The organism is Nocardia sp. FDAARGOS_372 (assembly GCF_002554515.1).
GTDB classification, from domain to species: domain Bacteria; phylum Actinomycetota; class Actinomycetes; order Mycobacteriales; family Mycobacteriaceae; genus Nocardia; species Nocardia farcinica.
The window spans coordinates 1,964,788-1,983,191 of the sequence record NZ_PDDW01000001.1; the positions used below are offsets into that span (position 1 = coordinate 1,964,788).

Genomic DNA, 18,404 nt, shown 5'->3' on the forward strand with positions numbered 1-18,404 from the left:
GGTACAGGAAGCGGGCATGGCGGCGCAACAGCGACTGATGAACATGATGTTCGGGACGATCTGCTCCCAGGTGGTCGGCACCGCCGCCCGGCTCGGGCTCGCCGATCACCTCGGCGAGGACGAGCTCGACTACCGGGAACTGGCCGCCCGCACCGATACCCACCCCGGGGCGCTCGCCCGGTTGCTGCGCGCGCTGGCCGCCCTGGAGATCGTCGTCGAGACCGGCCCGGGCACCTTCCGGCTGGGCGAGGCGGGCCTGCCGCTGCGGACGGATCGACCCGATTCCCAGGCGGCGGCCGTGCTGCTGTTCACCGACCCCGCCCTGCTGGACTCGTGGAAGCTGACCGAGGAGGCCGTGCGCACCGGGCGGCCGACCTTCGAAACGCTCTACGGCACCGACTTCTTCAGCTTCCTGGCCACCCGGCCCGAGCTGTCGGAACGGTTCAACGCGACCATGCGGCAGGTGAGTCTGCCCATCGCGCACCTGGTTCCGGTGAGCTACGACTTCACCCGGCACCGCACAGTGGTCGACGTCGGCGGCGGCGACGGCACGCTGATCGCGCAGATCCTGCGTGGCGCACGGTCGGTGCGCGGCGTGGTCTTCGATTCGCCGACCGGGGTCGCCGAGGCCGCCTCGACGCTGGCAGCGGCCGGGGTCGCCGACCGCTGCCGCGTCGAAGCCGGTGACTTCTTCACCGCCGTGCCCACGGGTGGCGACCTCTACGTGCTCAAGAACATCCTGCACGACTGGGACGACGACCGCTGCGTCACCATCCTCGACCGCTGCCGGGCGGTGGTCCCCGCCGACGGCCGGGTGTTGATCGTGGAGTCGGTCCTGCCCGACACGGTCGACACCGCCGACCCGGCCCCCTACCTCACCGACATCAGCATGCTCGTCAACATGGGCGGGCAGGAGCGCACCCGCGCCGAGTACGAACGGCTCTGTCGCCGCGCCGGTTTCGCGGTCGTCGCCGCGCACCCGACCGTCTTTCCCACCTCGTATTCGCTCCTCGAGGCCATGCCGGTCTGAGGTCATGCCGGTCTGAACGGACAACGCACCCATGCTCGACACACCCCGGCCGATCGTGGTCGACCTGCTGGCCGAGGACTTCCACGAACGGGCGCACCGCGTCTACGACGAGCTGCGCGCACGGTCACCGGTCGTCTACGCCGAACTCCCGCACCAACCGGGCCGCGGTTTCTGGATGGTCCTCGGCTACGCCGCCGCCGACGCCGCGCTGCGCGACGCCCGGCTGGCGAACAACCCGCGCGCCCTGCTGACCCCCGCCCAGCGCACCGCCCGGGCGCGCGCGCAGATCCCGGACCCGCCGAACACCATGCTGCTGTCCGACCCGCCGGAGCACACCCGGCTGCGGCGGGCGGCGCAGCGGGCGTTCACCCCCCGATCGGTGGCCGCCCTGCGGCCCGCGGTCGTCCGGCATGCCGAGCGATTGCTCGACCGCGCGCAGCAGACGGCCGACCGGGGCGACGGCACCGTGGATCTGCTGCACTCCTACGCCTATCCGCTGTCCCTGACGGTGCTCGGCGAGATCCTCGGCTTCCCCGAGGCATGGCATCCCGGCCTGCACGACCTCGCCGTCCGGGCCGCCGCCGCCTCGACCCCGCTCTCCGGCCCCGATCCCGTCCTGCGCGAACGGCTCGACACCTACACCCGCGATCTCGTCGTGCTCAAGCGGAACAGCCCCGGTGACGATCTGGTCAGCAGGCTGGCCCACCCCGAGTCCGGGCGGGACGCGCTGTCGGACGAGGAACTGCGCGCCATGGTCGGGTTGCTGGTGGCGGCGGGGTTCGAGACCTCGGCCAGTCTGCTCGCCAGCGCCGTGCTGTCCCTGCTCACCCATCCGGACCAATGGGCGGCGCTGCGGGACGATCCAGGGCTGGCCGCGGCGGCGGTGGAGGAGACCATGCGCTACTGGGGCCCGGTGGAGTCGGCGACGATGCGCCTGGCGCGCGAACCGCTGCGGCTGGGCGACCGGCGCATCGCGCGCGGCGACCGCGTCCTGGTGTTTCCCGCCGCCGCCAACCGCGACCCCGCGCACGTTCCCGATCCACACCGTTTCGACATCCACCGCCCGCCCCGGCCGCATCTGGGCTTCAGCGGCGGCATCCACACCTGCATGGGCGCCGCGCTGGCGCGCACCGAGGTCGCCGTCGCGCTCACCGTCCTCGTCGCGCGCTGGCCCCGGCTGCGGCTCGCCGTCGACCCGGCCGCGCCGCGCTGGCGTCCCGGCATGGGACTGCGCAGCCTGCGCCGACTGCCGGTCCGGCCCGACCCGGACACCCCCTGACCCCGCGTGCCGCACCCGGGGCACCGAAAGCACCACCCGCACAAGGAGTTCGACCATGACATCCCCGATCGACACCCGCTACGACGTCGCCATCCTCGGTGCCGGCATCGCGGGCAGCACCCTGGCCACCATTCTGGCCCGTCACGACCTGCGGGTCCTGCTCCTCGACGCGGGCGTGCATCCACGCTTCGTGGTCGGCGAATCCACCATCCCGCACGCGACCACGACCATGCGGATCCTGGCCGAGCGCTACGACGTCCCCGAACTGCGTGCGCTGGCCACCTTCGAGGGCACCGCCGAACAGGTGGCCCGCACCTGCGGCCGGAAACAGAACTTCGGCTTCGTCTACCACGAGCAGGGCGAGCCCAGCGACCCCGGCAAGGCCAACCAGGTCGTGTTGTCCTCCGGTTACCGCGGCGCCGAAGCCCATTGGTTCCGCCAGGACATCGACGCCTACGTCTTCCATCTCGCCGTCCGCTACGGCGCCACCGCCCGGTCCAACACCCGGGTCACCGACATCGCGATCGACACCGGCCGCGGTGTCGAGCTCGGCACCGCCGCGGGCGAGACCTTCACCGCCGAGTACCTGGTCGACGCCACCGGCTTCCGCTCGGTCCTGGCCGAGCGCTTCGGGCTGCGCGAGCAGCCCACCCGCGCCCGGACGCGCTCGCGCTCACTGTTCACCCACATGATCGGCGTGCAGCCGTTCGACGACGTCGCACCGGTCGCCTACGACCCGCCCACCCGGTGGCACAACGGCACCCTGCACCACGTCTTCGACGGGGGCTGGCTGTGGGTGATCCCGTTCGACAACAACGACCGCTCACTGAACCCGCTGTGCAGCGTGGGGCTCACCCTCACCGGGGACGCCGTCGACGACGACCGTCCCGCCCCGGAGCAGGAGTTCCGTGCCTTCCTCGACCGCTTCCCGGCCGTCGCGCGCCAGTTCCGCGACGCCGCGGCCGTCCGGCCGTGGGTGAGCACCGGGCGGCTGCAGTACTCCGCGACCGGCACCGTCGGCGAGCGCTTCTGCCTCACCGCCCAATCCGCGGGCGCGATCGACGCCCTGTTCTCCCGCGGGCTGGCGAACTCTTTCCAGACCGTGAACGCCCTGGCCTGGCGGATCATCGAGGCCGCGCGCGACAAGGACTGGTCGACCGCGCGCTTCGACGGGCTCGACGCGGTGCAACAGCGCATGTTCGACGTCCACGACGATCTCGCGTACTGCTCCTACGTCGGCTTCCGCGACTACCCGTTGTGGGACGCGATCTTCCGGGTCTGGCACACCTACAGCTTCTATTCCGACGCCGCCCTGGAACACGCACTGTCCCGCTACGTCACCAGCCGCGACGATCAGGTGTTCCGCACCCTGGAGCGGGGCGATTTCGCCCTGGCCACCACCGTGCGCGGCCTGCTGAGCGACGCCCGCGAAACCTGCCGGGCGGTCGAGCGCGGCGAGCTGACCCCCGCCGCCGCCGCGGCGGCGATCATCGAGACCATCAACCGGGAACGGTTCTTCCCCGGCTACCTGCCGCACGGCAATCCCGAGATGAAGTACGTCGACGTCGGCCAGGACACCGCGATGGAGTTCCTGCGATGGTCACGCACCGACGCCCCGCGGTGGATCACCGAAGCCTTCGCCTGACCGCGCGCCGATGAAGACCACGCCGATGAAGACCACGATGACGCCGATGGGAGCTTCGATGAACCAGCCCGCCGTCCTCGGCGCCGACTACACCCACACGGTGCGCGGGCACACCGGTGACCCGATCGCGCTGGCGGCCGCGATCGCAGCCTCCGGACAGCTCACCGACTACGTCGTCTACGAACAACCGGGACGCTGGTACGTCGCGGGCAACCCGGTCGGCTCGGTGACCGTCCGGCCGGGCCGGCTGCACTGCACGCTCGGCGGTGCGCACACCGAGACCTGGTCGGGCAGCCCGTGGGCACAGATCCGCGCCGCGCTGGATCGGGCGCCGATGCCCCGGTGGCGCGCCTACGGCTGGGCCGGCTTCGAGCTCCACCGCCCGCGGGCCGCCGCACCGGACGACGTCCTGGCCCACCTCATGGTGCCCGGGGTGGAACTCGAGATCACCGCGACCACGGTGCACGTCCGCAGCTGGGGCGCTCCGTTCGAACTCGACCTGCCCGATCCCCCGGCCGCGCCCCCGCCGACACCGGTGCCGGTGGACGGGCTCGACCACGCCTACCTGCGGCGGGTGCGCGACGCCCTGGACCGGATCGCCGACGGCGAGTTCCAGAAGGTGATCGTGTCGCGCCGGGTGGAGGTGCCGTTCACGGTGGACCTGCCCGCCACCTACGCGGCGTTGCGCCGAGCCAACACCCCGGCCCGCTCGTTCCTGCTCGACCTCGGCGGCTGGCAGGCCGCGGGCGTCAGCCCCGAAACCGTCCTCGAGGCCGACGGAACGGGGCTGGCGGCGACCCAGCCGCTGGCGGGCACCCGGGCCAGAACCGGCGACGCCGAGCGCGACCGCGCCCTCCGCGACGAACTGCTCACCGATCCGAAAGAGGTCTACGAGCACGCGACCTCGGTGCGACTGGCCTACCGCGAGCTGGCCGCCGTCGGGACCGGCACGCGGGTCAGCGAATTCCTCACCGTCAAGGAGCGGGGCAGCGTCCAGCATCTGGCCTCCCGGGTGGAGACCCTGCTGCCGGTCGGACGTACCGGCTGGGACGCCCTGGCGGCGGTCCACCCCGCCATCACCGCCTCCGGCATCCCCAAGGCGGCCGCCTGCGCCGCCCTCGACGAGCTCGAGCCGGGCACCCGCGGTCTCTACAGCGGCACGGTCCTGCGCGCCGACAGCATCGGAACGCTCGACGCCGCACTGGTGTTGCGCGCGGTCTACCAACGGGCGGGCCGGGCCTGGTTGCGTGCCGGAGCCGGGGTGGTCACGGGCTCCACCCCCGCCCGCGAACACGAGGAGACGTGCGAGAAACTCGCCTGCATCGCCCCGTACCTCGTACCGGCCCGGCCCGGCGATGCCCCGGCGCCCGGCTGACCGGCGCCGCACTGCGCGACAGTGCCCCGGACCGATCCGCCGGGAGCACTGTCGATTCCGGCTCCGCCCGATGCGGTGACCGGTGCTGGACAGCGGACGCGACCGGCGCCGTTGCTGCCTCGTCCCAAGGAACCAGGTTGTTTCGAACATGGCCGAAACGACAGCTCGGTGAGTTCGCGAGACCTCCCCGCAGTACAGCGAATTCAGTGGAGTACCCCGTTCCCGCCCTCGCCGTAACGGATCCGCACCCGGTTGTGTGGTGTGCGTTGTGCGCTCTCACCTGTGCGCGGTGCGGGGGGATCTTCAACTCCGACCTCAGCTGTCGGCCGTAACCACCCCGGTTCTTGCCCGCGGCGGCATCGGCCGCGTCGGTGATCACCGAATGCTCGAGCCGCAGCGCGTCCCGGCGGGCTAGCGCGTCGGTGCGGGTGCCGTCCGCGCCGATATCGGTGGCGGCGTCGGTGCGGTCGATTCGACCGCGGTGATGCCGGATGCGACGCGCGCCGAGGCGGCACAACCTAGACGGACGCGGTGACCCGCCAGTGCCGGGCGCGGGTCTGCGCCGCCCACATGGCGTGGTAGCGCCCCTGCCGCGCCAGCAGCTCCTCGTGGGTGCCGCGCTCGGCCACCACCCCGTCCTCGAGCACCAGGATCTGGTCCGCGGCCACCACGGTGGAGAGCCGGTGCGCGATCACGACGACGGTCTTCTCCGCGACCAGTGCGTCGATGGCTTCCTGCACGGCCACCTCGCTCTCGGTGTCCAGCGCGGCGGTCGGCTCGTCCAGCAGGACGATCGGCGCGTCCTTGAGGATCGCGCGGGCGATCGAAATACGCTGGCGCTCACCGCCGGACAGTGCGCCGCCGATCTCGCCGACCCGGGTGTCGTAGCCGTGCGGCAGCCGGGTCACGAAGGTGTGCACGTTGGCCGCGCGGGCCGCGGCCTCGATCTGCTCCTGCGTGGCGCCCGGGGCGGCCATCGCGATGTTCGCCCGGATGGTGTCGTCGAAGAGGTACACGTCCTGGAAGACCACCGCGATGTTGCGGTAGATCTCGACCGGGTCGAGTTCGCGCAGATCGACGCCTCCGATCCGGATGCTGCCCGCGTCGGGGTCCGCGTACCGGGTCAGCATCCTGGTCACCGTCGTCTTGCCGGATCCCGACGGGCCGACCAGGGCCGTCAGCGAGCGGGCGGGAGCGGTGAACGACACCCCGCGCAGCACCGGGGCGCCGTCCGGATAGGCGAAGTGCACATCCTCGACGGCGAGGTCGTGGCCGGTGATGCGCGCCCGCGGGTCACCCACCGGCAACGCCGGGGCGTCGAGCACGGCACCGACGCGTTCCAGCGCCGAGTCGGTGATCTCGAAGATGGCCGACAAGTTGGCCATCGTCGACATGGGCTCGGCGAATCGCACGGCGGCGGCGACCACGGCGATCAGCAGCGCCGCCGACATCCGCAGCTCGAGCACCAGCGCCGCGCCGAGCGCGACCATCGCGACCAGACACAATTGCACCACCCCGGCGGCCAGCAGGCCCGGCCAGGTCAGCCGCTTCTGCATGGCCGACATCGCCGCGTTCTGCTCCTCCAACGTCTCGACCAGGCGCCGGGACGCGGTGCCGACCTGCCCGGTGGCGCGCAGCACCGGCAGGCCCTGCACGTACTCGACCACCCGGCTCGCGGCCGCGGCGTCGGCCGCGTCGGTCCGGCGCGCGCCCGCGCCGGTGATCTGCTGGATGCGCCGGACGAACACCACCGCGAACGGCAGCGAGGCCGCGAGCACCAGACCCAGCCGCCAGTCGACGGCGAGGATGAGCACGCCGATCACCGCCGGGACGGTCACCATCTGAATGAACAGCAACGCCATCCCGGACGAGCTCATCGTCGCGTTGGCGACGTTGCTGCCCATGACGGTGGTGAGGTCACCGGCGGCGCGGCGCTCCAGGTCGGCCTGCGGCATGGTCCGCAGCTTGTCGCCGAGCCGCAACCGGGTGGCGGCGAGCACGTCGGCCCACCGCCCGAACTCGAACCGCAGCTGCCCGTAGTGCAGACCCGCCTGGACCACCCAGCAGGCCACCAGCACGCCGAACCAGGTCCAAGCGGCGGTGATGTCGACCTCCGGCCTGCTCAGCTCGTACAGGATCGGGATCAACGTGGCGTAGGCGAGCGCCTGCACGATCGACCCGAGCAGCGCGCACCACAGGGTACGGCGGAACTCGTCGCGGTAGTCCCCGGCGGCGAGCAGCATCAGCCGCAGAATTCTCCTCATCGGCGCATGGCCTCCTTGGTCGAGCTGCCGAGACCCCATCCGCGGGCGCGCTCGTGGTGTTCCCAGAGCCGGGCATAGCGCCCGCCGGCGGCGAGCAGTTCGGTGTGCGTGCCGGATTCGGCGACCCGGCCGGATTCCAGCACCACGATGCGGTCGGCGTCGACGATCGTGGACAGCCGGTGCGCCACCACCAGCACGGTGCGACCGCGGGTGAGTTCGGCGATCGCGTCCTGGATCGCCGCTTCGTTCTCCGGGTCGGCGAAGGAGGTCGCCTCGTCGAGGACGACGATCGGCGCGTCCGCGAGCAGGGCACGTGCGATGGTGATGCGCTGGCGCTGGCCGCCGGAGAGCCGGGCTCCCCGCTCACCGACCGGGGTGTCGTAGCCGCGCGGCAGTTCCGAGACGATGAAGTCGTGGGCGCGGGCGGCCCGTGCGGCGGCCTCGACCTCGGCGTCGGTGGCCGACGGCCGGGCCAGCCGGATGTTCTCGGCCACGGTGTCGGAGAGCAGGAACGGCTCCTGGAACACCATCGCCAGCGTGGCGAGCAGGTCCTGCGACGCGATCTGCCGAACGTCCACCCCGCCGACGAGCACCTGCCCGGAATCGACGTCCCAGAACCGCGGGATGAGCCGGGCGACCGTCGATTTGCCCGAGCCGGACGATCCGACCAGCGCGCACACGCTGCCGCTCGGGATCGTCAGGTCCACCCCGTCCAGGGCGGGCCGGTCCGCTCCCGGGTACGAGAAACGGACGGAACGGAATTCGATGGATCCGTCGGCCGGAGTCTGCGGGTCCGCGGGCTCCGGCAGCGGCTCGATGTCGAGCAGTTCGACGATGCGGGCGGCGCCTGCCTTGGAGTCGTTGAGCAGGTTGGACAGGTTCATCAACGGGACCACCGATTCCACCGGGAGGGTGCCGATGAGGATCGCGGCGATCAGTTGCGCGGGCGACATCGACCCGGTCGAGGTGAGCCAGATGCCGACCGCGGTCACGATCACGATGGTCGGCAGCGGCGCGACCGTCAGGTTGGCGAAGATCATCGCGCTGCGGTTGTTGTTCTGCCAGTTGGTGGTCGCGACGTTGAACTGCCGCACCCGGTCGACGAAGCGCCGGAACGAGACCGTGCCGTCGTCGAAGGTCCGCACCACCGGCATGCCCTGCACGAACTCCACCGTGGCCGCGTTGATGGCCTCGTTGGCCTCGTCGTAGCGGCGGCGGGTCTCGACGTAGTCGCGCAGGCTGAGCTGCATCCCGACGAACACCACCGGCAGGAACAGCGCGACCGCCAGCAGCAGCCGCCAGTCCACCAGGCCCAGCGCCACCAGCGCCGCGACGGGCTGGGCCAGGGTGAACCCGGCCAGCGGCACGGCGTCGGCGACCGCCATGTGCAGGCCGCGCACGTCGTCCTGCACGATCTTCTTCACCGCGCCGGAGCCCAAGCGCTGCGCCTCCCCCAACGGCATCCGGCCCAGGTGTGCGGCCAGATCGCTGCGCAGACGCTGCTCGAGGTCGAACGATGCCAGATGCGAGAGCAGGAACGACCAGGCACGCAGGGCGAATCGGGCGAGGAATCCGGCCGCGGCCAACACCAGGAAGGCCACCACGGTGCCGGTCCGCGTGTCGGCGTCGAACAACTCCCCCAGCGCCAGTGCCGTTCCCACGAACCCGGTCACCCCGGCCGCGCCACCCAGCGCGGCGATGGCCAGCGACGCGGTCAGCCGTCCGCGGACCGGCTCGGTCACCCGGAACAGCGCGCTACCGGGGGACACCGCGGTCGCCTCCGCGGATGCCGATGGTGGCGGTGTGGCCTCGTCCGTTCGGAGCGCTGCTGCGGTACCGCCCATCGTCACCGCTCCTGCCCATCATCCACGAGAAGCTCCAACCCTTCCGACAACCATTTCATGAAAACGATTGTCATTAGCGAATGCGGGCACTGTAACACACTCCGACCCTCGGCGGGCGGCCGAAGAATCGACAGCCGCCACCTCCCGAAACCCGGTGCGGCAGCAGATCTCACGGAGACCACCCGAGTCGCGACACCCTCGGGCGTCGCAGCCACCGCGCGGCACACCGGATGCGCGCTGCCTTCTCCGGACGCGTGCTGTGATTACCGCCGACACACCCCGACCCCCACTGTCGAGACTCCGGCACGCAGAATGGACGACCGTGCCGAACCCAGCGCCCCGCCGCCGCGGCCGACCGGTCCGCCTCGACCGCGAGACGATCCTGGCCGCCACCGACCGCATGCTCAGCACCGACGGTGCGGCGAACTTCAGCATGCGGCGTCTCGCCGCCCAGCTCGAGGTCAGCACGGCCGCGATCTACCACCACTTCCCCACCAAGGGCGCGCTGTTCTTCGCCGTTCTCGACGCCCGCGCGGACGATCTCCGGAAGCCGGACCTGCCCGCCGACCCCACCGACCGGCTGGTCGCGATCGTCGGCTACCTCATCGACACCCTGCACGAATTGCCCTGGGTGGTCGACATCCTCGTCCGCGGCGAGACCTACGGCCGGGCCGCGATGTGGATCCTCGACGAATTCGTCGGCGCCGCGCGAGCGCTCGGCGCCACCGAGACCGACGCCGTGTACTTCTACTCGGTGCTGTGGCGCTTCACCCTCGGTGAACTCACCGCCCGCCGCGCCGCGCACGACCGGAACGCCGCCGTCGCCCGCGGCGAGGCACCGCCGCACTGGACCGAATCGGCCGCCCCGGACCTGCTCGACGACTTCCCCTCGGTGGTCGCCCTGCTGCCGCAGTGGACAACCGCCGTCGCGGCCTACGACACCGACAAGGCCATCCGCGCCATCGTCGACGGCCTCGTCGCGAACCTCGATTCCACCACCGAACGCTAGACCCCTTCGCGGACTCCGGCTTTCGCACGCCGCACGGCACAGGCCACACGTCCCGGTGGACGCACCGAGCGCGACTTCGAGCGGCCACCGTCGACAACGATTCCGCATCGCCGTGCACGGCGTCTGGCCCGCTGCCGGGCTACGGGTGTGCCAGACTCGGGCCCATGGCAGTCGATCCCCGCGGCAGAGACATCAAGCGCTACCTCGCCGAGGACCCCGGTGGTCCGGTGGTCATGCTGAACCTGCTGCGCTTCGCCGAGGGCGGGCGGGAGAGCTACGCCCGCTACGCCGACGCGCTGCGCGAGACGTTCCTGCCCCGCTACGGCGCCGAGGTGCTGTATGCCGGCGACGGGTCGAGCGTGCTGGTCGCCGAGGAGGGGCAGAGCTGGGACGCGGTGCTGATCGTGCGCTACCCCTCCCGCGAGGCGTTCTCCCGCATGGTCGCCGACCCCGAATACCAGCAGGTCACCGCCTGGCGCACCGAGGCGCTCGAGGAAGCGGTGCTCCAGGCGACCGTTCCCTGGCCCGCGGACTGATCGAGCGGCACCCACCAGCGCCGGGGACCGCCCGTCACCGCGTGTCCCGCAACGCCATCCGCGCACGCCGGGTCAGGGTGGCACCGATTCCGTCGGCGGCCGCCCGGACCGCGGCGACATGGCTCTCCGGGTGGAATCGGTGCGAGGCGCCCGCGATACTGATCGCCGCCACCACCCGGTCGGCCTCCCGCACCGGGGCCGCCACGCACACCAGCCCCGGCGCCGATTCCTCGTATTCGTAGGCCACCCCCTCGGCCGCGATCCGGTCGAGGTGCCTGCGCAGGGTGCCCGGCTGCACGATCGTCCGCGGGGTCTGGGCGACCAACGGACCGGTCACCACCCGGTCGCGCAGCGCTCGGTCGGCGTTGGCCAGCAGCGTTTTTCCGATCGCGGTGCAGTGCGCGGGCATGCGGCCGCCGATCCGGGACGGCGCGCTGGCCTGGCGACGACCACCGATCTTGGTCAGGTAGACCACGTCGGTCCCGTCGAGGACGCCCAGATGCACGGTCTCGTTGACGCGGGCGTTCAGGTCCTCGAGAAACGGAATCGCGACCTCGAGCAGGCTGCGTTCCACCGACGCGCGCATGCCGAGCTCGAACAGGTACCCGCCCAGCCGGTAGCCGCGGCCGGTGCGCTCCAGCAGCCGCACGGCAACCAGGTCCGCGAGAATGCGGTGCAGGGTGCCCTTGGCGAGCCCGGTGCGCCGGGCGATCTCGGCCAGGCTCAGCACGCCGTCATCGATCGAGAACGCCTCGAGCACGGCCATCACCTTGCCCAACACGGTCGGCGCGACCCCGGTGCGCCCGGGCGCGTCCGGCCCGTCCACTCGTTCTCCGGCCTCGCTCACCCGACCGAGCCTACCCCGCCGCGTTCCGGTCAGCGGAACGAAATGCTGGCCTGCCACTCCGGCGCGGCGGAACAGTGGCAAACGACCATTTCGTGACGACCCGGGGACAACGAATGCCACCCTCGCAACTCGATGAACGAACCGTCGCGGCGACGACCGCCGCCGCCGAACGGCTCGCCACCGCCGCCCGCACCCGCGTCCCCTGCGCGCCGGTGCGCGACCTGATCGGCACCGACGACGTGCGGGCCGCCTACGCGGTGCAGGAACGAGCGACGGCCGAACGGCTCGCGGCCGGCGCCAGGATCGTCGGCCGCAAGATCGGCCTGACCTCCCCGGCGGTCCAGCAGCAGCTCGGTGTCGACCAGCCCGATTTCGGTGTCCTGTTCGACGACATGCGGTTCGAGCAGGACACCCCGATCCCCGCCGACCGCCTGCTGCAACCCAAGGCCGAAGCCGAGATCGCGTTCGTCCTGGCCCATGACCTGACCGACGGTGCCCTCGATCACGCGCAGGTGCGCGCCGCCGTCGACCACGCCGTGGCCGCGCTCGAGATCGTCGACAGCCGAATCGCCGACTGGGACATCACCTTCGGCGACACGGTCGCCGACAACGGCTCCAGCGGACTGTTCGTCCTCGGCTCCCGGCAGCTGAGCCTCGCCGAGTTCGAGCCGGTGGCGGCGCAGATGACCATGTCGATCGACGGCGTCGAGGTGTCCACCGGCACCGGCGCCGCCTGTCTCGGCGACCCGTTGCACGCCCTGACCTGGCTGGCCCGCACCGCCCGCGAGTTCGGCCAGCCGCTGCGCGCCGGTCAGGTGATCCTGTCCGGTGCCCTGGGTCCGATGGCGGCGATCACCGCCCCGGCCACCGTCACCGCCCACATCACCGGCCTCGGCTCGGTGACCGCCCGCTTCGCACAGGAGTGAACCACGTGAGCGACCCCACCACCGTGAAAGTCGCGGTCATCGGCTCGGGCAACATCGGCACCGATCTGATGATCAAGGTCATCCGGCACTCGCGCGTTCTGGAGATGGGCGCGATGGTCGGCATCGACCCCGACTCCGACGGCCTCGCCCGCGCCCGGCGGCTTGGCGTGCCCACCACCTCCGACGGCGTCGAGGGCCTGCTGGCACTGCCGGGCTTCGCCGACATCGAGGTGATCTTCGACGCCACCTCGGCCAGGGCTCACGCCGCGAACGCGGCCCTCCTGCAACCGCTGGGTAAACGTCTCATCGACCTCACCCCCGCGGCGCTCGGCCCGTTCGTCGTGCCCGCGATCAATGTGGACGAACACCGGGATGCCCCCAACGTCAACATGGTCACCTGCGGCGGGCAGGCCACCATCCCGATCGTCGCCGCGGTCTCGCGCGTGGCGCCGGTGGCCTACGCCGAGATCGTCGCCTCCATCGCCTCGAAATCGGCCGGACCGGGCACGCGGGCCAACATCGACGAGTTCACCGAAACCACCGCGCACGCCGTCGAAACCGTGGGCGGCGCCCGCCGCGGCAAGGCGATCATCATCCTCAACCCGGCCGAACCGCCGCTGATCATGCGCGACACCGTGCTGTGCTTGGCCACCGCCCCCGATCCCGCCACCAGGAGCGCGATCCGCGAGTCCATCGAGGAGATGGTCGCCCGCGTCGCCGGCTACGTCCCCGGCTACCGGCTCAAGCAACAGATCCAGATCACCGAGATCCCGCCCGACCAGCCCGTGCACACCCTCGCCGCCGACGGCGGACCCGCGCCCACCCACCAGGTCAGTGTGTTCCTCGAAGTGGAAGGCGCGGCCCACTACCTGCCCGCCTACGCCGGAAACCTCGACATCATGACCTCCGCGGCGCTGCGATACGCCGAATCGATCGCCGCGACCGTCACCGCCGCACCGGCCGACCAGGGAGCCACCCGATGACCACCCGACTGTTCATCCAGGACGTCACCCTCCGCGACGGCATGCACGCCGTCCGCCACCGCATCACCCCCGAGGACGTGGGCCGCATCGTGGCCGCGCTCGACGCGGCCGGCGTGGACGCCATCGAGGTCGCCCACGGTGACGGGCTCGCCGGCGGCAGCCTCAACTACGGCCCCGGCAGCAACACCGACTGGGAATGGATCGAGGCCGCGGCCGACAACCTGACCCACGCCCGGTTGACCACCCTGCTCCTGCCCGGCATCGGCACCATCGCCCACCTCGAACAGGCCTACCGGCTCGGCGTGCGGTCGGTGCGTATCGCCACGCACTGCACCGAAGCCGACGTCTCCGCCCAGCACATCGCCACCGCCCGCGAGCTCGGCATGGACGTCTCCGGATTCTTGATGATGTCGCACATGGCCGAGGCCGAGCAGCTCGCCGAACAGGCCGAGCTGATGGAAAGCTATGGCGCGCACTGCGTCTACGTCACCGATTCCGGCGGACGGCTGACCATGGACGGCGTCCGCGACCGGGTGCGCGCCTACCGACGCGTCCTCGATCCCGCCACCGAGATCGGCATCCACGCCCACGAGAACCTGTCGCTGGCCGTCGCGAATTCGGTGGTCGCCGTCGAGGAGGGCGTCACCCGCGTCGACGCCTCGCTGGCCGGGCACGGTGCGGGAGCGGGCAACTGCCCGATCGAACCGTTCGTCGCCGTCGCCGACCTGTACGGCTGGAAACACTCCTGCGATCTGTTCGCCCTGCAGGACGCCGCCGACGACCTGGTGCGCCCGCTGCAGGACCGGCCGGTGCGGGTGGACCGCGAAACCCTGACCCTCGGCTACGCCGGGGTGTACTCGTCGTTCCTGCGGCACGCCGAAGCCGCGGCCCGACGCTACGGACTGGACACCCGCACCATCCTGCTCGAAGTCGGCCGCCGCGGGTTGGTCGGCGGCCAGGAAGACCTCATCGTCGACATCGCCCTCGACCTGCTGGCCGACACCACCGCCTGAGACCGAAAAACGCCGGGGCCCACCGCGAATTCGCGGTGGGCCCCGGCGTGTCGGGCGCCGATACCGGTGCGGGCGAACAAGCGGCACACCCGTCGGCTCGCGAGGCGCATCGAGGCGCCCCGCGAGCCGCGGATGGCGAATGTTCAGTTGCCGGAGACGAAGTCGGCGACGAGCCGGTTGAACTCCGCGGCGTGTTCGATCATGGCCCAGTGGCCGCAGCGATTGAGCAGCACCGCCCGGCTGTCGGGGATGTGCGCCAGCAGGAACAGGGTGTTCTCGTAGGACACCACGCGGTCGTCCTTGCCGTGGATGAGCAGGGTGGGCGCGGCGATGTCGGCCAGCTTCGACCGGTCGACCCAGTGCGGAATCGGGGCACCGGCGGGCAAACCCGCCACGTAGTTGCGCAGGTGCTCGGGACGCGCCAGCGCGGCGTCGGAACGGGCCCGGACCAACTCGGGGGTGGCGAAGCGCGCCTTGTCGAAGGTCATCACCTCCACCAGGCGGCGCATGTTCTCCGGGGAGGGATCCCGGTAGGCCGCGATCAGCACCTTCAACCCCTCCGACGGGCCGTCGCCCGCGCCGAACAGCGTCGGCATCGTCCCGATCGGCGGACCCATCGTGACGAGATGGCTCACCCGCTCGGGATGGTCGATCGCCAGCCGCAGCGCGGTGTGTCCGCCCATCGAATTACCGACGAAGGCGGCCTGCTCGATGCCGACCGCGTCCAGGAACTGCACGGCCGCGGCGGGGTGGTCGAGCTGGTCGACGGTGACCGCGTCGGACTCGCCCCAGCCGGGCATGTCGACCGCGTAGACGTGGAAGCGTTCGGCCAGGGCGGGAATGTTGCCGGCGAAGTTGGACCAGCCGGTGGCCCCCGGACCGCTGCCGTGCAGCAGCACGATCGGCCGGGCATCGGCCGGTCCGGCTTCGTAGTACCGCAGCGTCCAGTCACGGGTGGTGACCGTGCGGCCCGCCGACTCCTGGGTGATCGTCATCAGTGGGCCTTCTCCTCGTGGCGGATGTTCGTCGACGGCGCGCGGCCGAGCAGGTCGTGGACGACTTCGGGGGCGCGGTGTCCCCAGCTGTGCAGCCGGTCGAGCGTGCGCACCTGCCAGGTGGCGTCGTCGATCAGCAGCCCGCCCCAGCCGTATTCGATGCTGAACCCCGACGGCGTGCGGACGTAGAAGCTGAACATGTTGTCGTTGGGGTGCATGCCCAAGGTCATCTCGAACGGCTGCGCGGCGTCGAGACAGCGGTCGTAGGCCATGCCCACATCGCGGATGTCGTCGACCTCGAGCATGAAGTGGTGAATTCGCTTCGGGTGCGGCATCTCCCCGAACGCGACCGAGTGGTGGCGCGGATTGCAGTGCAGGAAGATCAGATCCGCGTACACGCCGGGCGCGAGTTCCTCGACGATGGTGTCGCTGACCCGGAACCCCAGCACGCCCTCGTAGAACGCCATGTACTCCGGGCGCGGCACCCCGCGCGCGAGCAGCACGTGATGACCGGCGCCGCCGGTTCCGGTGACGAACGAGCCGAGCAGCACCGCGGAGTGGAACGGGGTGTCCGCGTCGGCGAAGCCGGTCACCAGTTCGATGTGGTTGCCCATCGGGTCGGCGGTGAGCACGATGCGGTCGACGCGGCGGGCGGCGGCCAGTTCGGCATCGCCCTCGGCGACCGGCGCACCGGCCGCCCGCAGCCGCTCGACGAGGCGATCGAGCGCGGCGTCCGAATCGACTTCGTAGCCGGATACCAGCAGATCGTCCGCCGCGCCGCGCTCGATGCGCCAGCGGAAGGCCCGTTCGTCGGTGCGCAGGACGAGGGCGTCGGTCGTCTCCTCGGCGAGCTGCATGCCGAGCAGATCGCAGGCGAAGTGCCGCCAGGCGGCGAGGTCGCTCGCCTCGTAGACGACGTAGGCGAGTTCTTTCACTCCGGACATCGGAAGCTCCTGTCGGTAGGTGTCAGCGCGGGGTGTCGGCACGGGGGGTTCAGCACGACGGGACGGTGAGGCCGTGCACGTCGTCGGCCGCGACGAAGCGGTCGGGCCGGACGGCGACGACGCGGGCGCCGTACCGCTGGAGCCAGGGACGCAGCACGTCGTCGAGATCGACGAGGTCGTCCGGCCCACGGGTGTGCACGGTGCGCGGGCGGATGGCGACGTAGCGGGCGCCGAGTGCGTCCCAGCCCGCCTTGTCCTCGGTGGTCAGGACGGTGGCGGGATCGGTGTCGTCGCCGAGCAGGACGAAGCCGTCGCCGAGCAGGTCGTCGAGGCGGGTCATCCGGCCCGCGGTGTCCCCCACGATCGGCTGGGGCACCATCCGGCCGATGATGCTCGCGTCGCCGATCTCGCCGCGGAGCCATCCGGCGGCCAGCGTCGGTGGTGCGGTCAGGGGTGGTTCGTAGGGTGTCACCAAACCCTCGGGGACCGTGTTCATCGCCTCGATCTCGGCGGGGGTGGCTTCCTGTTTGATGACGCGGCCGAGTTGCACGGCGAGGTCGGTGTAGAACGCCGCATTGGGTCGGCGCTCGGCTTCGTAGGTGTCGAGCCACTGCTCGGGCAGCACACCGCGCAGCACCCGGCCGAGCTTCCAACCCAGATTGTGCGCGTCGCGCATCCCGGTCTGCATGCCCGCACCCGCCCACGGCGGCATCAGATGCGCGGCGTCGCCCACCAGGAAGACGCGGCCGTTGCGCCAGGTGTCGGCCATCCGCACGTGATGGCGGTAGAACGCGTACCGGTGGATGGCGACATCGTCCTCGGTCACCCCGATCGCCTCGAGCAGCGGCCTGACCTCGGCGTCGGTGGGGAAATCCGCCTCGGTCTCGCCGTGCATGAGCGGCAGTTCCCAGCGATGGTTGCCGCCGGAGAGGGCGATGTCGACCACCGGGCGCTTGCGGTCGGTCCAGAAGGTGAGCACGTCACGGTCGGGCCACCAGCGCCGCACCGCGCAGTCGACGACGATCCACAGGGTGTCGGCGGTGTCACCGTCGAGCCGCGCGCCGATCCAGCCTCGGGTCCGCGAGGAACCGCCGTCGGCACCGATCGCATACCGGGTGCGGTAGCTGCGGGCGCGGCCGGTGGCGGGATCGGTGGTCGTGACCGTCACACCGTCCTCGTCCTGCTCGACACCGGTGACCTCGGCGCCGTAGCACACGGTCAACCGATCGCTGTATTCGGCTGCGGCCGAGCGTAGTTCGGCCTCCATGGTCGGCTGGTAGATGTTGTAGAAGCGCCGCCCCGCGCCGAGGGTGCTCGGCGGGTGCTCGATCCGCATGACCTCCTCGCCGTCGTAGGTGACCCAGCGCAACATCCGCTGCGGATCGATCACCTTGTCGATGCGTTCATCGATGCCGAGGTGCTGGAAGATGCGCATCGTCCAGTCGTTGACCGTGACGGCACGAGCCCGCGGGTAGATGTCGCGGTCGCGCTCGAAGGCCATGACCGACACGCCTTGCCGGGCGAGCGTGAGAGCGCCGATCACGCCGGAGGGTCCGTATCCGATGATCGCGACGTCGGCGTCGAAATCCTGACTCATGGGGTCTCCCGATGTCGACGATCGGCTACTTTCGTACCGATCGTTCCATTCTTCGGAGCCAGACTCACATGTGACCGCCGACACGGCCACGAGTTTCTGCACACCAGAATCGGCCGC

General features: G+C 71.2%; 15 protein-coding genes and 1 pseudogene. 9 read left to right on the top strand and 7 right to left on the bottom strand.

Features of this window, described 5'->3' with window-relative positions; translation table 11 throughout:
- Positions 1-16 precede the first annotated feature (16 nt).
- The 4 genes from CRM89_RS09650 to CRM89_RS09665 are packed head-to-tail and all read left to right on the top strand — an operon-like array spanning position 17 to position 5,329.
- Entirely contained in the window at positions 17-1,030 is a 1,014-nt protein-coding gene (locus CRM89_RS09650; RefSeq protein ID WP_060590531.1) for a methyltransferase, read from the top strand.
- Between the two features lie 31 nt (positions 1,031-1,061).
- On the top strand, positions 1,062-2,309 hold the full coding sequence (locus CRM89_RS31980; RefSeq protein WP_060590529.1) for a cytochrome P450: 1,248 nt from the start codon (positions 1,062-1,064) through the stop codon (positions 2,307-2,309).
- A gap of 55 nt (positions 2,310-2,364) precedes the next feature.
- Positions 2,365-3,954 (top strand): NAD(P)/FAD-dependent oxidoreductase, encoded by a 1,590-nt coding sequence (locus tag CRM89_RS09660; protein ID WP_098083790.1) that lies wholly within the window; start codon positions 2,365-2,367, stop codon positions 3,952-3,954.
- A 10-nt stretch (positions 3,955-3,964) separates the two neighbouring features.
- The gene (locus tag CRM89_RS09665; protein ID WP_211152719.1) at positions 3,965-5,329 is read left to right on the top strand and encodes a salicylate synthase; all 1,365 of its coding nucleotides are present in this window, start codon (positions 3,965-3,967) and stop codon (positions 5,327-5,329) included.
- A 292-nt stretch (positions 5,330-5,621) separates the two neighbouring features.
- Here CRM89_RS09665 and CRM89_RS32225 read toward each other — a convergent pair.
- The 3 genes and pseudogenes from CRM89_RS32225 to CRM89_RS09680 all read right to left on the bottom strand — a co-directional run.
- Positions 5,622-5,804, bottom strand: a pseudogene (locus CRM89_RS32225) (hypothetical protein); the annotation flags it as partial.
- Between the two features lie 43 nt (positions 5,805-5,847).
- Entirely contained in the window at positions 5,848-7,593 is a 1,746-nt protein-coding gene (locus CRM89_RS09675; RefSeq protein ID WP_098083792.1) for an ABC transporter ATP-binding protein, read from the bottom strand.
- Positions 7,590-9,362, bottom strand: a complete 1,773-nt coding sequence (locus CRM89_RS09680; protein ID WP_229434663.1) for an ABC transporter ATP-binding protein — start codon at positions 9,360-9,362, stop codon at positions 7,590-7,592. Before CRM89_RS09680 ends, CRM89_RS09675 begins: the two co-directional genes overlap by 4 nt.
- Positions 9,363-9,759: 397 nt before the next feature.
- On the opposite strand from CRM89_RS09680, the gene CRM89_RS09685 reads away from it, so the two are divergent.
- Both CRM89_RS09685 and CRM89_RS09690 read left to right on the top strand, forming a co-directional pair.
- Positions 9,760-10,446: a TetR/AcrR family transcriptional regulator gene (locus CRM89_RS09685; protein ID WP_060590521.1), complete on the top strand. Its 687-nt coding sequence runs from the start codon at positions 9,760-9,762 to the stop codon at positions 10,444-10,446.
- Between the two features lie 164 nt (positions 10,447-10,610).
- Complete coding sequence (locus CRM89_RS09690; RefSeq protein ID WP_098083794.1) at positions 10,611-10,982, top strand: DUF1330 domain-containing protein; 372 nt, start codon at positions 10,611-10,613, stop codon at positions 10,980-10,982.
- 34 nt (positions 10,983-11,016) lie between these two features.
- On the opposite strand, the gene CRM89_RS09695 is transcribed toward CRM89_RS09690, so the two are convergent.
- Positions 11,017-11,748: an IclR family transcriptional regulator gene (locus tag CRM89_RS09695; protein WP_060593268.1), complete on the bottom strand. Its 732-nt coding sequence runs from the start codon at positions 11,746-11,748 to the stop codon at positions 11,017-11,019.
- Between the two features lie 194 nt (positions 11,749-11,942).
- Here CRM89_RS09695 and CRM89_RS09700 point away from each other — a divergent pair, with 194 nt between their 5' ends.
- The 3 genes from CRM89_RS09700 to dmpG are packed head-to-tail and all read left to right on the top strand — an operon-like array spanning position 11,943 to position 14,751.
- Positions 11,943-12,755, top strand: coding sequence for a 2-keto-4-pentenoate hydratase (locus CRM89_RS09700; protein ID WP_060590518.1), 813 nt, complete (start codon positions 11,943-11,945; stop codon positions 12,753-12,755).
- On the top strand, positions 12,752-13,738 hold the full coding sequence (locus tag CRM89_RS09705) for an acetaldehyde dehydrogenase (acetylating) (RefSeq protein WP_371391980.1): 987 nt from the start codon (positions 12,752-12,754) through the stop codon (positions 13,736-13,738). Before CRM89_RS09700 ends, CRM89_RS09705 begins: the two co-directional genes overlap by 4 nt.
- Positions 13,735-14,751 carry a 4-hydroxy-2-oxovalerate aldolase gene (dmpG, locus tag CRM89_RS09710; RefSeq protein WP_011209852.1) on the top strand — a complete coding sequence of 339 codons (1,017 nt, stop codon included), beginning with the start codon at positions 13,735-13,737 and terminating at the stop codon, positions 14,749-14,751. The genes CRM89_RS09705 and dmpG overlap by 4 nt, the downstream gene beginning before the upstream one ends.
- A 143-nt stretch (positions 14,752-14,894) precedes the next feature.
- On the opposite strand, the gene CRM89_RS09715 is transcribed toward dmpG, so the two are convergent.
- The 3 genes from CRM89_RS09715 to CRM89_RS09725 are packed head-to-tail and all read right to left on the bottom strand — an operon-like array spanning position 14,895 to position 18,287.
- Positions 14,895-15,746, bottom strand: a complete 852-nt coding sequence (locus CRM89_RS09715) for an alpha/beta fold hydrolase (protein WP_098083795.1) — start codon at positions 15,744-15,746, stop codon at positions 14,895-14,897.
- Positions 15,746-16,690, bottom strand: coding sequence for a VOC family protein (locus CRM89_RS09720; protein WP_098083796.1), 945 nt, complete (start codon positions 16,688-16,690; stop codon positions 15,746-15,748). The genes CRM89_RS09715 and CRM89_RS09720 overlap by 1 nt, the downstream gene beginning before the upstream one ends.
- 49 nt (positions 16,691-16,739) lie before the next feature.
- Complete coding sequence (locus CRM89_RS09725; RefSeq protein WP_098083797.1) at positions 16,740-18,287, bottom strand: bifunctional 3-(3-hydroxy-phenyl)propionate/3-hydroxycinnamic acid hydroxylase; 1,548 nt, start codon at positions 18,285-18,287, stop codon at positions 16,740-16,742.
- Between the last annotated feature and the right edge of the window lie 117 nt (positions 18,288-18,404).

Coding starts and splice junctions, on each gene's coding strand:
- CRM89_RS09650 (WP_060590531.1), top strand. CDS start 17: ATGGCGGCGCAACAGCGACTGATGAACATGATGTTCGGGACGATCTGC.
- CRM89_RS31980 (WP_060590529.1), top strand. CDS start 1,062: ATGCTCGACACACCCCGGCCGATCGTGGTCGACCTGCTGGCCGAGGAC.
- CRM89_RS09660 (WP_098083790.1), top strand. CDS start 2,365: ATGACATCCCCGATCGACACCCGCTACGACGTCGCCATCCTCGGTGCC.
- CRM89_RS09665 (WP_211152719.1), top strand. CDS start 3,965: ATGAAGACCACGCCGATGAAGACCACGATGACGCCGATGGGAGCTTCG.
- CRM89_RS09675 (WP_098083792.1), bottom strand. CDS start 7,593: ATGAGGAGAATTCTGCGGCTGATGCTGCTCGCCGCCGGGGACTACCGC.
- CRM89_RS09690 (WP_098083794.1), top strand. CDS start 10,611: ATGGCAGTCGATCCCCGCGGCAGAGACATCAAGCGCTACCTCGCCGAG.
- CRM89_RS09695 (WP_060593268.1), bottom strand. CDS start 11,748: ATGGCCGTGCTCGAGGCGTTCTCGATCGATGACGGCGTGCTGAGCCTG.
- CRM89_RS09700 (WP_060590518.1), top strand. CDS start 11,943: ATGCCACCCTCGCAACTCGATGAACGAACCGTCGCGGCGACGACCGCC.
- dmpG (WP_011209852.1), top strand. CDS start 13,735: ATGACCACCCGACTGTTCATCCAGGACGTCACCCTCCGCGACGGCATG.
- CRM89_RS09715 (WP_098083795.1), bottom strand. CDS start 15,746: ATGACGATCACCCAGGAGTCGGCGGGCCGCACGGTCACCACCCGTGAC.
- CRM89_RS09720 (WP_098083796.1), bottom strand. CDS start 16,690: ATGTCCGGAGTGAAAGAACTCGCCTACGTCGTCTACGAGGCGAGCGAC.
- CRM89_RS09725 (WP_098083797.1), bottom strand. CDS start 18,287: ATGAGTCAGGATTTCGACGCCGACGTCGCGATCATCGGATACGGACCC.